At 44.0% G+C, this 15,055-nt stretch carries 10 protein-coding genes; 6 read left to right on the top strand and 4 right to left on the bottom strand.

Annotated features, from left to right (window positions below; translation table 11 throughout):
- Window positions 1–147: 147 nt before the first annotated feature.
- The 4 genes from BLCOC_RS02220 to BLCOC_RS02235 form a co-directional block, all read right to left on the bottom strand.
- Entirely contained in the window at window positions 148–1,035 is an 888-nt protein-coding gene (locus BLCOC_RS02220) for a 3-isopropylmalate dehydrogenase (protein WP_115624245.1), read from the bottom strand.
- Window positions 1,036–1,538: 503 nt separating this feature from the next.
- Complete coding sequence (locus BLCOC_RS02225) at window positions 1,539–2,447, bottom strand: AEC family transporter (protein ID WP_115624246.1); 909 nt, start codon at window positions 2,445–2,447, stop codon at window positions 1,539–1,541.
- Window positions 2,448–2,690: 243 nt separating this feature from the next.
- Window positions 2,691–4,286, bottom strand: coding sequence for a response regulator transcription factor (locus BLCOC_RS02230; RefSeq protein WP_115624247.1), 1,596 nt, complete (start codon window positions 4,284–4,286; stop codon window positions 2,691–2,693).
- Entirely contained in the window at window positions 4,264–6,075 is a 1,812-nt protein-coding gene (locus BLCOC_RS02235) for a cache domain-containing sensor histidine kinase (protein ID WP_165907245.1), read from the bottom strand. The genes BLCOC_RS02230 and BLCOC_RS02235 overlap by 23 nt, the downstream gene beginning before the upstream one ends.
- Before the next feature lie 187 nt (window positions 6,076–6,262).
- Between BLCOC_RS02235 and BLCOC_RS02240 the strand changes: the two genes are divergently transcribed.
- From BLCOC_RS02240 to BLCOC_RS02265, 6 genes are all read left to right on the top strand, one after another.
- Complete coding sequence (locus BLCOC_RS02240; protein ID WP_115624249.1) at window positions 6,263–7,759, top strand: alpha-L-arabinofuranosidase C-terminal domain-containing protein; 1,497 nt, start codon at window positions 6,263–6,265, stop codon at window positions 7,757–7,759.
- Between the two features lie 14 nt (window positions 7,760–7,773).
- Window positions 7,774–9,129, top strand: a complete 1,356-nt coding sequence (locus tag BLCOC_RS02245; protein ID WP_018594613.1) for an ABC transporter substrate-binding protein — start codon at window positions 7,774–7,776, stop codon at window positions 9,127–9,129.
- A 78-nt stretch (window positions 9,130–9,207) separates the two neighbouring features.
- A complete protein-coding gene (locus BLCOC_RS02250; RefSeq protein WP_018594612.1) occupies window positions 9,208–10,080 on the top strand; it encodes a carbohydrate ABC transporter permease in 873 nt (290 codons plus the stop codon).
- Window positions 10,077–10,919 (top strand): carbohydrate ABC transporter permease, encoded by an 843-nt coding sequence (locus tag BLCOC_RS02255; protein WP_029470735.1) that lies wholly within the window; start codon window positions 10,077–10,079, stop codon window positions 10,917–10,919. The genes BLCOC_RS02250 and BLCOC_RS02255 overlap by 4 nt, the downstream gene beginning before the upstream one ends.
- A 19-nt stretch (window positions 10,920–10,938) precedes the next feature.
- On the top strand, window positions 10,939–13,107 hold the full coding sequence (locus tag BLCOC_RS02260) for a glycoside hydrolase family 2 protein (protein ID WP_115624250.1): 2,169 nt from the start codon (window positions 10,939–10,941) through the stop codon (window positions 13,105–13,107).
- Window positions 13,108–13,262: 155 nt separating this feature from the next.
- Window positions 13,263–15,017 (top strand): IS1182 family transposase, encoded by a 1,755-nt coding sequence (locus BLCOC_RS02265; RefSeq protein ID WP_115625424.1) that lies wholly within the window; start codon window positions 13,263–13,265, stop codon window positions 15,015–15,017.
- Window positions 15,018–15,055 lie beyond the last annotated feature (38 nt).

The following is a 15,055-nucleotide window of genomic DNA, read 5'->3' on the forward strand; positions in this document are numbered from 1 at the left end:
TATGCTCAAAGGGCAAAGCAAATCAGTAAAGGGCAAAGTCCTCAAATGGGCTTTGCCCTTTACTGATTTGCTTTGCCCTTTGACCTCAAAAAGTGAATTTCCTTTTGTTTCTCAAGTGCTGATTTTCCTGTTGTCTGCCGGTTATGATCACTGACCGTTGGTTTTTTGGACAAAGTCGTTGATGGTCTCAGCTTTTGCCGCATATTTAAGCCATTGGTTCAGAACCTCTGTATTTTTCTGTGCCATGATCTTGACCTGCAGTGCTTCAGGCACTTGACCCAAATCGTTCAGCAGCGCTAAAATGCCTTCTGCCTTTCCTTCTGCCTTTTTTGCTTCCAGTTCATCTTTCATCAACTCCTCCAATGCTTCACACATAGCCTTCGCCTCCTCGAATTTTGCTTTATTTGCTCTGACAATAAGATTCATAACTGATTTATACAGGCTATTTTCTTTATGCTTTCTGTATTGCTCAATTAAGCGTTTTGCCGTCTCTGGTTTTTCCAGGTCATCCGTCAGGCTTTTCAGCCATAGATTTTGTTCCTCAGACAGCTCTTTTGTCAAAATCAACTGTATGGGAATTTTATCCCCGGTAATATAATAGATCCCATCTTCCTCTTTGCCAATATCATAGCCTCTTTCCTCCTTTAGGTGCCGTATGAGGCTGCGTGGATACTTGTGGCAAACGAGGGTTATGGTGATATCTTGAATTCCGATGCTGCCTGTTTTCGTTGTATCGGCCTTATAAAAACAAGTATAACCATAAACTTTATAGAAATCATTCACACTCAGATAATCTGAGGGACTCTTATATTCTACGATGTTATGGGTTCTGAATATTTTGCCGATATTTTTCCGTATAGGCACTTCCTTTTCTTTTTTTACGATCAGTACATCAATTTCTTTAGGCCTTGTCCCCAATTGATGTTCACTTTCAAAAACCAAAAGATTCGCCTCGGCTTCCAGTTCAATCTGGAGTCCGGCATAAAAAGCAGGGTGCCACTGCAAGATACGGTGGTTTTGTTTCCGTTCTTCCATATAAAACCTCCTTCTTTAACAATAGAAAACATGCATCGTGTTTTTCTATTATCATGAATAAAATTACGGCAGGAGGTTTCTAAACTTTCAGAAAATCCCTGCCAAAGTGTGATGAAAAGCATGAATTTTCCGAAAGGACAGGCCAGACATATGCTGACCGGCTATTATGAAATGATTTAAGATATTTTGAATCCCAAGACCGATTCAAAACTAGAAAATTACCCAGAAAATACGCTTTTTTTCATTTTATCACACCCATTTCCTGTCCGCAACAGATTTATTTAATCCAAATCTGAAAATCTGAATCTAAAAAGGCTACTATCCATAGTCCTGCAAGAAGTGCAGTCTATGAGCAGTAACCTAAAAATTGCTGCGGCTCGTTCAGAGGGAGCTTAGCTGAAATAAGAGATTAACTTAAAACAATAGATTAAGTTGAAGCATTAAATCTAAATACCACTCAATAAATTCTCAGCAAAATCCCCAGCCAAAACGGAGGGAAGTTGTTATAGGATGATCAACAGCAAAGTCATACATATAATACTTATGATGATACTGATAGAATTGATCTCGCTGGAAAGTCCCACATCTCCCCCGCATTTTTCTGTGAATATAGGGTCAAAGGATGCCAAAGGTGAGAAGAGCAGGATGACCAGAGTTTTTCTCAGTGATCTGTCAAAGGGAAGCAGGAACCAGGCAGCCAGGGAAAAGGCCAGGGCCACCAGATAGCGGGCACTGAGGATGCGGGTAATGGCTGAGAAGTGTTTGCGGTTTAAGGTGAGTTCCATACCAATCCCAAGCATTGTCATTGCCATGAACGCATTTGCCTCAGCCCCAATCCCTACAAAGGTAAGAATGCCGTCCGGGAGTCTGAGATGCAGCAGGCTTAAAAGCGTCATAAGCAGATAGGTCAGCGTAGGCACGGATGAAAAGGTCTTTTTCAACAGGGAACCAAGGGTTGTCCTGTTATCAGGGCTTTGTACACTGGAGGCCAATGCATAAGTTCCTCCGGTACACAGGAGAGAGTTGCCGATATCGAACATGGAGGCAGCGATCACACCGGAAGGGCCTACAAAGCTGTGCAGATAGGGGATTGCAAAGGTTCCAATATTGAAACCTGAGTGGTTGATCATCTGAAATGCCTTTTCATCCGGGCTTTTCTTTCTTGCCATAAAATATCCTGTACCAATTAGAAAAAGAGTTCCGCAAAAACCAATGGGAACCAGGAAAAAGAGGGAGGTGTCAAAATCCATCTGGCTGAAATTATTGATGATGGCGCACGGCAGTGTGATTTTTACTACCAGTGCAGAGACCACGCGGAAATCCTCTTTTTTCAGAATATGTATCTTTTTCAGTGTAAACGCCAGAGCGATCATGCAGATAAGCGCAGTAGCTCTGGTTAGTATATCTGTCATTTTGTAATCCTGTAACTATTCAGAACCTGTATAATTTTACAGCTTCGCGGCGCACAGTTACGTTATCCTTTCTTTTTCAATACTGCTTAGATCAGAGGGCATGTGACGGTTCATCCTGCAGACTGCAGCGCGCATCCTCCAAAAGCAATTTCAAACACACTCTAGCATAAAAGGAAAGGTTTGGCAATATCCCAAAGTATTAAAGAAAGAGATTTGCAACATCCCTAGGCAACACTCCCGTTTTCAGGAAGAACGCAGTGCCAAGAAGTTCTTAGGAGAGATCCCGTAAAACTTTTTAAAACACTTGCTGAAATATCCCGGGTCTGTGAAGCCGCATAAAGCCGCTGTGTTCTGGATGGAAGGAGACTGCTGTAAGAGGAACTCTTTTGCCTTGTGCATCCGGAAGGTGTTGATGTAACAGCTCAGTGTAGTATGGCTCTCCTGGCTGAAAAGCGTGCTGAGATACTGAGGGCTGACAAAAAAATGAGCGGAAATGGTTTCAAGCCTTAATTCAGGGTCCATATAGTGCAGGGCAATGTAATCCTGGATCTCGGATATGAGGGAAGTTTTACCGGAAACTGCGCTTGTACTGCATTGTTCCAGCACAGAGGTATATGTGTCTGTGAGCAGTTCTTTGAGCTGTTCAATATTTTCACAGTTTCTATAGGAATCCAAAGCATTCTGCAGTGCTGTAAACTCTATATGGAAACAGCCGCATTCGGTGATAAAATCGTCCAGTGCGCTGATAAATATGGCAGCGGTCAGACGGATTTTGCGGATGTGGCAGTTTGTCTCCTGCATTTTGTTGAAGGTGGTACAGATATATTGAATGGCCTGTTCTTTCTCTTTCCTGCGCAGCAGAAGCAGGAGTTCCCGACAGATATCAGATGTTATATCAATATCCGGGGAAAGCTGCTCCTGGCTGTAACACTTAAATACCGTGAGATTTTTATAGCTGCTGTTATGCTGGACGGAGAGGGCCTCTTCGTAGGAGGCTTTAATCCCCTGTGCTCCGTATTGGGGAGTTCCGCTGAAGATACTTACAGGAATATGGACAGTATCTTTCAAAAGCTTTATTAAGTGTTCACAAAGAGTCTCCAATTGGGAAATATCACAGACACTGTCCTTTTGCCCAAGGATGATATACTGGTGTGAGAGCGAGTAATCCACATAGAGCAGATGTTTATAGGTTTCATGAAAGACTTCTGTACAGATGTTTTCCATAATGGAATGACAGAGTACCAGGTCTGTCTCCCAGTTCCACACAGTGGTATTGGCGCTATTTGGCTTCAGGGACAGCACTGTGAACCAGTCTGCATTTTCCAGTTCGGCCTGCTTTTTCAGCACAGCGAATTCTTCAGGACGGCAGCTGCCGGAGACTGCTTTGCTGAAAAAGTTAAGTGCCATATGTTTTTGGTAAATACTCCGTGTCTGATAATAATCAGATATCACACCCTGTCTTCGGTGTTCGCTGTCAATTTCCCGGCTCAGCTTGTCAAGGCAGTCAAGAAGCTCACGGTTGTCTATGGGCTTTAAAAGGTATTCCTTTACGCCCAGGGAAATGGCCTGCTTTGCATAGGCAAAGTCACTGTAGCCTGTGGAGAGGATGAATTTTGTCTGACAGTCCGGGACGAGAGAGCGGATCATTTCTAGTCCGTCCATGACAGGCATGGAAATATCCACAAGTGCCATATCGGGCTTTAATTCACGTACGATCTCTGCACCTGAAAGGCCATTGTTGGCCTCGCCGATCACCTCATAATTCTCCTGTTTTTTTATCAGACTGCAGATGGATTTCCGAAAAAACAGCTCATCATCAACAATTATCAGGGTTTTCATATTGGGTTCCTCCTTTGGGCAGTGTTACTGTAACTGCAGTAAATTCCTTTTCCTCACTGGCTATGGTAAGACCATAATTATCTCCGTATAACAGCTTGATCCTGTGGTGGATACTGGGAAGTCCGAACGATTTGCCGTCTACATGGTTGGAGCAAATGGATGCCTGAAGCTCCTGCAGTTTACCCGATGGGATTCCTTTGCCGTTATCCATTATGGTTATGGCTACGGTTGAATCGTCTTCTGTTATATTGACACAGATATGGCATTTTTCGGTAGACAGCGCGTGCACAAATATATTTTCTATAATAGGCTGAAGGGTAAGCTTTGGTATATCAATCTGATCTGTGGGAAATGTGGCTGTCATGTTGAAGTCATAGTCCACATATTCCATGTATCTGAGACTTTGGATATACAAGTATTGCTCCGTCAGCTCAAGCTCCTGTTTCAGCGGAATGATAAAACGTCCCTTTGAAAGAGAATTCCGATAGAACACAGACATAGCCGCAACTGCTTTTACAGCGGTTTCATTCATTTCCAGCTCGATCAGGGATTTGATGGTGCTCAGTGTATTGTACAGGAAATGGGGATTTATCTGTGATTGCAGGAAGCGGATCTCCATTTCCTGTTTTGCGTTCTGCTCCTCATAGACGTTGTCGATCAAAGTCTGGATCCGCTTTATCATAAGATTGAACTGTTTGTACAGCACCGCAAGCTCATCATTAGAATGATAGCTGGCCGAGATATCCAGGTTGCCCATGGAAGCTGTCTCCATTTTTGACGCCAGGCGCTGGATGGGAGCGGTAACGGTCCTTGTGCAGAGCATGGAAAAGAACAGGGAGAGGATAAACAGCAGTACACAGATGAGGACAATGGCCTGCAGTACAGCCCTGTGTTCCATGGTGAGATTCTGCAGCGGTATCAGATTCACTACGTACCAGTCCAGCCCCGGATATTCTTTTCTTATGAGGAGTGTCTCTGTTTCATGGACATAAGCTGTTGCTATATTTGTATCCTCTAACTTCCGCATTTCTTCGGCACTGATCCCCGTGTAGGAAACGAAAGATTCATAGATTCCTTTTGACGCTGAGGAGGATAAGATCCTGTTTTCAGAATCGGTAATATAAAAGTTGCGCAGATCACTGTCCGGAAGGTCACGGAATGCGGAGGATATGCTCGATTCCCGGATCAGGAGGACAACTGTGCCCAGATATTTAGTAGTATCAATATCCATTACTGGTTTCAGGGCGGCAAAGGTGGGTACGCCGTCAATGGTATATGGGCCTAAAAAATGAAAAGAAGGGTCTGTCTGCAATGTCCGGAGAAACTCAGGAGAGAGATAAGGGGTCAGTTCTTCGGTGATATCTGTGCTGCTGTGAAACCATTGGTTCTCTGTGTCCAGGATATCCCAGTTGGAGATGTTTTTATGTAAACCAATAATCCTTTGAGCCTGCTTTGTCAGCGCGGAATTCACAAAAAAGCGGGACAGTGCATTTTCCGGGACCGTGGGATTTTCTTTTAACGTTTCTCCTATATCACTGTTGATGGATAAGGTGATGGCGTAGTCAGATATATGACCTATTTTTTCGCTTAGATTATTGGTGATAATAATAAGCTGCTGCTGGCTGGACAAAGTCGCGTGTTCCACTAAAGCATTTTTGGAGGTCTTATAGAAAGACACGGCGGTAATGACGAGAATAAAGCTGCTCAGAAAAAGATATGTGATCAAAAGCCTGTGTTTGATCGGAACGGTTGAAAATATATGAAAGACGGAATGCTCAAATTTTTTCATTTGTGAATCCTCCGGGTAATAATAATCGCACATTTAGGGGGCGTTTCTGCAGTTTATTATATAATAATCGGGAAACGCCCACAAGCATTCTGAGAACTATAGGAAAATATTCCAAGTATCAATAAAATTTTCCATGTATTTTATCAAGTGAACTTTTTATAATGTGTTTATGTAAAGGAGGAGAGAGATGAAAGTACATGTCAATGAGAAACGGATCGTGGGAAAGCGGGATGAAATGATCTACGGACATTTCATTGAGCATTTCCACAGACAAATTTACGGAGGGGTCTATGAACCGGATTCTCCGTTGGCGGATGAAGACGGATTCCGCAGAGATGTCCTGGAAGCAATGAAAAAGATCAAGGTGCCGATACTGAGGTGGCCCGGAGGATGTTTTGTGTCTTCTTACCATTGGAAGGAAGCTGTGGGTGCCAAGAGAACACCCATGTTTGACAAGTCTTGGAGAGTAGAGGACCCGAATACCTTCGGTACGGACGAGTACATAAAACTCTGCCGAAAGGTAGGATGCGAACCTTATATCTGTACAAATGCAGGGACCGGTACGGCGGAGGAAATGAGCGACTGGGTGGAATACTGCAATCTGGAGAGCGAGGGGAAATATGCCGGATGGAGAATTGAAAACGGCAGTGTACAGCCCTATAAAGTAAAATACTGGAGCATTGGCAATGAGAATTACGGGTCCTGGGAGCTGGGAGCCAAATCCGCGGAGGAATGGGGGCATCTGGTCAGAGAATCTGCAAAGATGATGGTGCGGGTAGATCCACAAACGGAGCTTAGCGCAGCGGCTCTGACAGACCTTGAGTGGAATATTAACCTTCTGAAAAACTGCGGTGATTATCTGAAATGGATATCCATACATGAGTATTGGGACGGCATCAACCAGACCAATGATTATGCCGATTATGAGCAGAGTATGGCATATACCAGGAATATAGGTCATTCCATTGATGAGGTCCGCGGGCTGCTAAAAGCCATGAAACTGGAGAATAAAATAAAGATCGCCTTTGACGAATGGAATTTAAGAGGATGGTATCACCCTAATGTTCACACGATTCGACAGGGAATTTCCAAGGAAGAATATCTTTATCCCCGGGATGAAAATGATGACAACTCCAAATATACCATGGCAGATGCTGTATTCACCGCATGTTTTCTCAATACCCTGAACAGAAATTGTGATATTGTGGGTATGGCAAATTATGCGCCTGTAGTGAACACCAGGGGATGTATTTATACGTACCCGGAAGGTATTGTCCTCCGCTCTACATATTTTGTTTTTGATCTGTATGTAAATTATCTTGGGGACATAGTCCTTGATTCCTGGAACGAAGACGCTGCGGTTATGACAGTGGAAAATAAACAGGGAGAAGCAGTCACTCTGGACAGTGCGGATATTTTGGCCACAAGCTTCTCTGACCGGGAGGGACTTGCTCTGGCGGCTGTAAATAAGGAGGCCGAAAAAGAGATAAGCATTACACTGTCCTTTCCCTGTGAAGGTAAGCATGTGACCATGTATTCAATCAGCGGCAGTTCTACAGAGTCATACAATGACATAGGACACCAGGACGTGAAAATAGAGGAAAAAGATATGGGGAACTTTTACATGGATATGGTCATCGACCTAAAGCCCCACTCTGTAAATATTATAAGGATAGATGAATAAAGGAGGTAAGGAAAATGAAGTTGAAAAATTTAGCGGCGTTAAGTATGGCGGCAGTTTTATGTGTAATGACAGCGGGATGTGGAGCTGACAACGGCAAAGACAGCGCAAAAAAGGACAGCACAGGGGAGGAGCCGAAACAGACAAGCCAGGCAGAGCAGGACTCCGATGAGTTAGTGATCAACTATGTAAGTGCCAGAGGAGAGACAGATGCGGCACTGAATGCCATTAAAAAGATTGCAGGCATGTATAAAGAGGACCACCCTAATTTTGAGTTTAATGTGGAATCTATAGCAGACCGGGCTACCTATCTGCAGAAGATAAAAATACTGGCATCCAGCAATGAACTGCCGGATTGGTTTGACGCGGACCCGGAGGCCTTTTTTGAGGGACTCTGTAAAAAAGGCCTGATCTACAGTATAGATGACCTGTATGATGAGCTGGATTTAAAAGATAAATTTTTTGACATTGCCCTGAACTATCCGAAGCTGAGTGACGGAAGCAATTATCTGATGGCCTGGCAGGGAAATGTGGAGTATTTCTGGTACCACAAGGATATGTTTCAGGAGGCTGGAATTGAGGGGACGCCAAAGACGTTAAATGAACTGCTTGACGCTTGCGAAAAATTAAAAGGGGCCGGGATCACACCCATATCAGCCGGAAACTATGATATGATCATGCGTTATCCCGCATTCAAGGCTTTCCGCATGGAGGGAAATGATTTTATAGATAACGCAAGGATGGGAAAGAAGAAATTTGATTCTGAGACAGGTATTGCGTCAGGAGAATTTTTCCAGCAGATAGCCCAATATTATAATGAGGGATGGACAAACTCTGATGCGACTGCACAGATGGATCTGTTCTTGAATAAAGGGGCAGCTATCTTGTATACAGGTACCTGGGATACCCCAGATCTCACAGACGAGAATATGGTGCTGAAGGATGATATCTCTATGTTTAAGCTGCCTATGGATACAGACAATGACGCAACCACGGAAAATGATTATTATGCACACTGCGGCATTGGAACAGCTATCTTAAAGGATTCCATGACACCGGCAATGAAGGATTTTATCAAATATCTGTGGGAGAACTTTGCGGATACAGCAATGTATGATTTTAATATGCTGCCGTCTATGATGCCGAGCAATCCTGAGCAGCTGCCGGAATTATCTCAGCAGATTTTGTCAGATCTGGAAAACTGCGGCACATTTGCCCAGTGCTGGGATGTGCGTCTGGATCCATCCACAAATGAAGTATACCGGAAGGAATTGGCGAATTTAGGGATGGGTGAATCAACGCCAGAGGAATTCTGTAAGAGAATGGACGAAGCTGTGGCCCAATATGCGCCGGATTATTTTGATGTTGAGTAGCCGTTGATAAATCTGTTCGGGTCCGGTACTTCCAGCAGGAAGGCCGGACCTGTTTTAATTCGGAAGGAGAGAGGAAACGTGAAACCAAAGAATAGGATACAGCCGGCCTTATTTGTACTTCCTGCTTTTCTTGTATATTTCTTCACAGTGATCATTCCAATTCTATGGTCTGTGGGATACAGCTTTTTTTCATGGAATGGGATCAAGGATATGGAGTTTGTTGGGTTGGCCAACTATATAAGAATGTTTACAGATGATACATTTAAGTCGGCAGTGGTAAATAATCTAAAATTTGTTTTAATGGGAAGCACATTTCAGCTTGTCGCAGGCCTTTTTTTGGCCATGCTGCTGGCTCATATCACAAAGGGATGTAATCTGCTGAGGGTTTTGTACTTTATCCCATGCATTATTTCTTCTATGGCTATCTGCCAGATCTTTTCTAAAATGCTTTCCGCACAGCCCCAGGGACTGATCTGTTATCTCATGGAAAAAATAGGAATGCAGCCCATTGCCCTTTTGGCTAATTCAAAGACAGCGCTTGTGACCATAACTTTGATCGATGGATATAAATACTGCGGCCTGTATATGATCATCTTTTATTCCGCATTTGTATCTATATCAAAAGACGTTCTGGAAGCATCTATCATGGACGGATGCAGCCTGGTACAGCAGTACAGATATATTAAGCTGCCTTTGATCAAAAATATCTTCTGCATTGTCATAGTCATGCTGATCAATGGCTGTCTGAAAACATTTGATGTGTTTTACATTTTAGATAACAAGTCAAAGTCAACAGAAATGGTTGCCACTTATATGTACAAGACTGCGTTTAACTCCGTTGATTTTGGATATGGCAGTACATTGGCAGTGTTTCTTGTGATCGAATGTCTGGCAGCAGTATTTGTTATTCAAAGACTGCTGGGATCTGCAAAGGGGGATGGTGTTGAATGATTCGTTCAGGAAAAAATAAGATATTAAGGACCTTTTTCTACCTTATCGTGGCAGTTTTTATAATGATCCAGATTTACCCTATTTTCTGGGTGATCTGCTCCAGTCTGAAAACACCGGATGAGATGACCTATACCGCCCAGTATGCTCTCCCGTCCAGTTTCTATCTGGGGAATTACATTAGCGCACTTACCATCTCGGCAATTCCCAAGTACTTTCTGAACAGTACCATTGTTGCTGTGCTGACCTTACTGGGTATTGTTGTTCTGGGCTGTCCGGTGGCATTTGTGATCAGCAAGGTGAGGATAAAACATGCGGATGCGCTCATGGGATTTTTCCTTTTTGGGATGATGATTCCCATATTTGCCTGTCTGATCCCCATGTTCCAGATCTACAATGCGCTGGGACTCAGGAATACTTACTGGGCACTGGTGCTGCCCCAGGTGGGATTTGGGCTTCCCATGTGTATTTATCTTTACACAGGATTTTTCAAGTTCCTGCCCGACTCCCTGCTGGAGGCAGCGGTGATCGATGGCGCGGGCATGGGCACTGTGTTCTGGAAGATCGTGGTTCCCATGGCGAAAAATACAACCATGACTGTGCTGACCTATAACTTTGTTTTTGTCTGGAATGAATTTACCTATGCGAATACGTTTATCTCCTCGTCGGATATGAAAACACTTCCCATTGGTTTAAATGATTTTGTGGGGCAGTTCGGAAGGGTGGACTGGGGCAGCACATTTGCGGCCATTGTTATTTCCATTCTCCCTACGCTGGTAGTTTATTTTATCCTGAACAAAAATATTATCGAGGGCATGGCGGCAGGAGCGGTGAAGAGCTGAAAAAAGGAGGAAGAAGCTGATGGAGACAGTAATGAATCTGGAGAATGGCTGGTACATTCTCCAGGATGTACATGATACGGGGGAAGAACAGGGTCTGTACACAGACAGAGAAAGTTTTACAGAGATGGGACCGCAGATTTCAGAGTGGGAAAAATTGAGTGAATTAAAACATCTGCAGCTCCTGCTGGCAGAGCAGCCCTACTTTGGAAGAGAGCTGAGATATTTTAATCAGGCACCCTGGTGGTACAGATATGAATTTGATCTGCCGAATGGGAAAGAACAGAGAATACGGCTGAGATTTACCAATGTGGATTACTACTGTAAGATATGGATAAACGGACAGCCGGCAGGGGAACATGAGGGGTACAGTGCACCTTTTTCCTTCGATATCACAGACCTTGTAAAACCAGGGGAGAAAAACCTCCTCACTGTAAAGGTGAGTTCTCCCTGGGACAGGGAAGTGGAAAAGGGGAAAGAGGATTCCAGGACTATTCTGGTGAAGCGCAGAATGGTAAAGGGAACTTATGAACATTCAGACACTTTTATACAGCGGGACGTCAACCCTGTGGGAATATACGGCAGAGTGGAGATCATTATTACAAAACAGGAATCCATGGAGCAAGAGCCTGAGATTTCCTATCTGCTCTCAGAAAACATGGAGAGCGCACGGGTCAGCGCAAAGGCAGTGCTTAGGGGACTTACACCTGGGGCAGAGTATAGAATGGTACTTAAAATAAAAGACAACAGCTCAGGCATAGAAAAAGCCGGCACTATTTTGAATTTCACGGCAAAAGAATGCGGGGAGGAGAGAGTGTGCAGTGCTGATATAGAGGATATACTTCTCTGGAACACGTGGGATCACGGTCAGCCCCGGCTGTATTCTGCTGAAGTACAGATAGAGAGAGACGGCAGGAAGGTGTGCGGGAAAGAGGCACGTATTGCATTCAGGAAGACGGAGATGGAACGGACAGAAGAAATTACACGTTTTCGTCTGAACGGCAGGAATTTCTTTGTGCGCGGGACCTCTTATTTTCCTGACTGCTATATTTCAGCCATGACAAAAGAGCGGTACTTCCGGGATCTGCTCAATATCAAGGCTGCTGGTTTTAACCTTGTGAGGGTTCACGTTCATGTGGAACAGGATATATTTTATGATCTGTGTGATGAAATGGGAATCGCAGTCATCCAGGATTCAGAGTATAACTGGACCCATCCATCCACAGATGCCTGGGCAGAGAAATTTATCGGCATTTACAAAGAGAATGTGAAGATGCTCCTGCGCCATCCGTCGATTATCTGCTGGATCGGCATGAACGAACCGGGATGTGTGGATCCGGACGGAGATACCAGAAGAAGGTTCATGGAGGAAAATCCGGGACCCAGGCTGTACCGTGAGCTGCAGGAGATGGACCCTGCCAGACCCATCATAAAAGGCTCCTTCTGCAATGATGATATCTATAGCGGAGACAGTCATAATTATCTGGGTTCCCTGAGCGGAGGGGAGTACAGGGATATCTATGGGACAACGGAAAAACTGAATACAGAGTATGGATTTGACGCGCCGGCCTGCGCGGAGAGTTTAAAAAAGGTGCCGGTTATCCGCAGGCGTCTTACAGCGATTGAAAAACAGATACCTGAGATTCAGGAATATCAATATAAACTGCTGAAATACTATACAGAACATTATAGAATACAAAAATATGCACCCTGTTCCGGGTATGTGCAGTTTATGTTCATTGATCTATGTCCGCAGAGCTTTTACGGACTGTATGACTGGTGGGGAATCCCCAAAAAGGGACTGCAGGCAATGCTGGAAAGCAATGGGCCTGTAGGTATATTTGCAAAATACAGAGATACTTTGGACGGCCTCTACGCTGTGAATGATTCTGATAAAAGGTATGAGGAATGTGAATTGTTCTGGGTGATTACAGAGACGGAAAGCGGGGATATTATCGCACAGGAGTCTGTAAAAATCCAAATGGAGCCTGATTCTGCCCAAGAGGCTGTGCATTTCAAGGAAGGCTGTGGGGAAGGGCAGAGGTGGAATCTGTATGTGAGTATTAGAGACAGAGAGGGGAACTGCATTGCGCAGAATTCCTATAAAGATATATTTGCATTGTCGCCAAGAGTCAAAGGACACCCGGAGCGCATGAGTCATGAGACCGGCATGAGGATCTATTGGGCGTAAACGGGAAAAAGGGGCTGTCGGGAAATAGATAGCCTAAAACAGGGGAGGATTTGACCATCATCGGTCACATCCTCCCCTTGAACTATATCCTAAAACAGAAAAAAAGATGGCTAACGACAACCATCTTTTCCTCCGTTCCATGTTATAATAGAACTATGCTTAAACAAGATTATTATAACGAATTTTTTGATTTAGGGCAACAGAAAATTAACTTCAGTTTCTTCGAATTGCATTTACCCGATGACGATCCAGTCTATACCCTAAAAAAAGTGATGGAGGAATTAGATTTTTCAGGCCTGCTTGCCTGTTGTTCAGATAAGGGAAGAACCGGGTACAATCCAATCATGATGTATGCTGTCGTTACCTACGCAAACATGCGCGGAGTGCGTTCTGTTGACCGTATTGTTGAATCATGCGAAAGGGACCTTGCTTTTATCTGGCTGACCAAAGGGCAGAAACCGAAGCGGGATGCTTTCTATGAATTCAAGAATAAAAAACTGACGGGTGATCTTCTGGATGAGCTGAATTACCAATTCATGCGCCAATTGAAAAAAGAGGGCCTGATCACGCTCAAAGAACTCTTTATTGATGGTACGAAGCTGGAAGCCAATGCAAACCGCTATACTTTTGTCTGGAGAGGGAGCATCAATTACCATCTTGCAGGTCTTTTGGATAAGATAGATGCACTTTATGAAAAGTACAATACACTTCTGCATGAAAATGGGTATGCAGCGAAATACGACCTTGGGGATGCAAAGATGTTCATCATCGAAGGCATGGAAAAAGTCAGGCGTGTGATTGATGAAAACCGGAAACGAAAACTGACAAAGCATAAGAAGCTCTCAAACAATACAATCATCGAAATAGATAACTGCTCCCCTCTTGAGATTTTGAAGCTTCAGAAGAATCTGATGCAGATTACAGAAGGTGAGGGGATATCATTCGTCCACAGTAAGGGAAAAACGAAGTCCGAGCTTCAAAAACTGTATGAGGAACTGGAGGAATGCGGAAACCGCCTGATGGGATATAAAGAATGCTTTGAAATCATGGGGAAAGACCGCAACAGTTATTCCAAAACGGATCTGGAAGCAACGTTTATGCGGATGAAGGAAGACCACATGCTCAACGGTCAGTTAAAACCAGCTTACAACGTTCAGATCGCGGTGGAGAACTATTTCATCGTTCACGGATACGTGAGCAATGACCGTACAGATTATAACACCCTGATCCCGGTTTTGGAGAAGCATCAGAAAGCCTTTGGTAAAGTATTGGATGAAGTGACAGCAGACAGCGGATACTGCAGCGAGAAAAACCTCTTGTATCTGAAACACAATGGGATTGCCAGTTATATCAAACTCCAGGATCACGAAAAACGGAAAACCCGTGCCTATAAAGAAGATATCAGCAAATATTACAACATGACAACCCATATCTTTGAAGATGAGCGCTACTATATCTGTCATGACGGAAGAGAGCTTCGTCATATCCGGACAGAAAGTAAGGAGCAGGACGGGTATAGCCAGACATGGGAAGTCTATGGATGTGCAGATTGCAGCGGCTGTGAACATAAATCCCGTTGTCTGTATAAGTACAATGCGGAAAAAAACAGTGACCGAAATAAAGTCATGAAGATCAATGAGCAGTGGGAGGAACTGAAAGAAGCATCCAATGCCAACATCCAGAGTGAGAAGGGGATCCTGAAGCGCCAGATCCGTTCCATCCAGACCGAAGGGCACTTCGGGGACATCAAGGAAAACGAAAACTTCCGTCGGTTCAATTACCGCAATTCAGAAAAAGTGTATAAAGAATTCATGCTGTATGCAATTGGCCGGAATATAAATAAATATCATCGGTTTCTTTACCATGAGATCGAGAAATACGCAGGAAAATCTGATCAAAAGACAGCTTAGCTGCCAGAGCGGAGCTGCAAATATGTAAAAAGGGGATT

The organism is Blautia coccoides (assembly GCF_034355335.1).
GTDB lineage: Bacteria > Bacillota > Clostridia > Lachnospirales > Lachnospiraceae > Blautia > Blautia producta.

Excerpts from the sequence above, each read along its gene's own strand:
- BLCOC_RS02225 (WP_115624246.1), bottom strand. The coding sequence starts at position 2,447 with ATGACAGATATACTAACCAGAGCTACTGCGCTTATCTGCATGATCGCT.
- BLCOC_RS02230 (WP_115624247.1), bottom strand. The coding sequence starts at position 4,286 with ATGAAAACCCTGATAATTGTTGATGATGAGCTGTTTTTTCGGAAATCC.
- BLCOC_RS02245 (WP_018594613.1), top strand. The coding sequence starts at position 7,774 with ATGAAGTTGAAAAATTTAGCGGCGTTAAGTATGGCGGCAGTTTTATGT.
- BLCOC_RS02235 (WP_165907245.1), bottom strand. The coding sequence starts at position 6,075 with ATGAAAAAATTTGAGCATTCCGTCTTTCATATATTTTCAACCGTTCCG.
- BLCOC_RS02255 (WP_029470735.1), top strand. The coding sequence starts at position 10,077 with ATGATTCGTTCAGGAAAAAATAAGATATTAAGGACCTTTTTCTACCTT.
- BLCOC_RS02240 (WP_115624249.1), top strand. The coding sequence starts at position 6,263 with ATGAAAGTACATGTCAATGAGAAACGGATCGTGGGAAAGCGGGATGAA.
- BLCOC_RS02220 (WP_115624245.1), bottom strand. The coding sequence starts at position 1,035 with ATGGAAGAACGGAAACAAAACCACCGTATCTTGCAGTGGCACCCTGCT.
- BLCOC_RS02265 (WP_115625424.1), top strand. The coding sequence starts at position 13,263 with ATGCTTAAACAAGATTATTATAACGAATTTTTTGATTTAGGGCAACAG.
- BLCOC_RS02260 (WP_115624250.1), top strand. The coding sequence starts at position 10,939 with ATGGAGACAGTAATGAATCTGGAGAATGGCTGGTACATTCTCCAGGAT.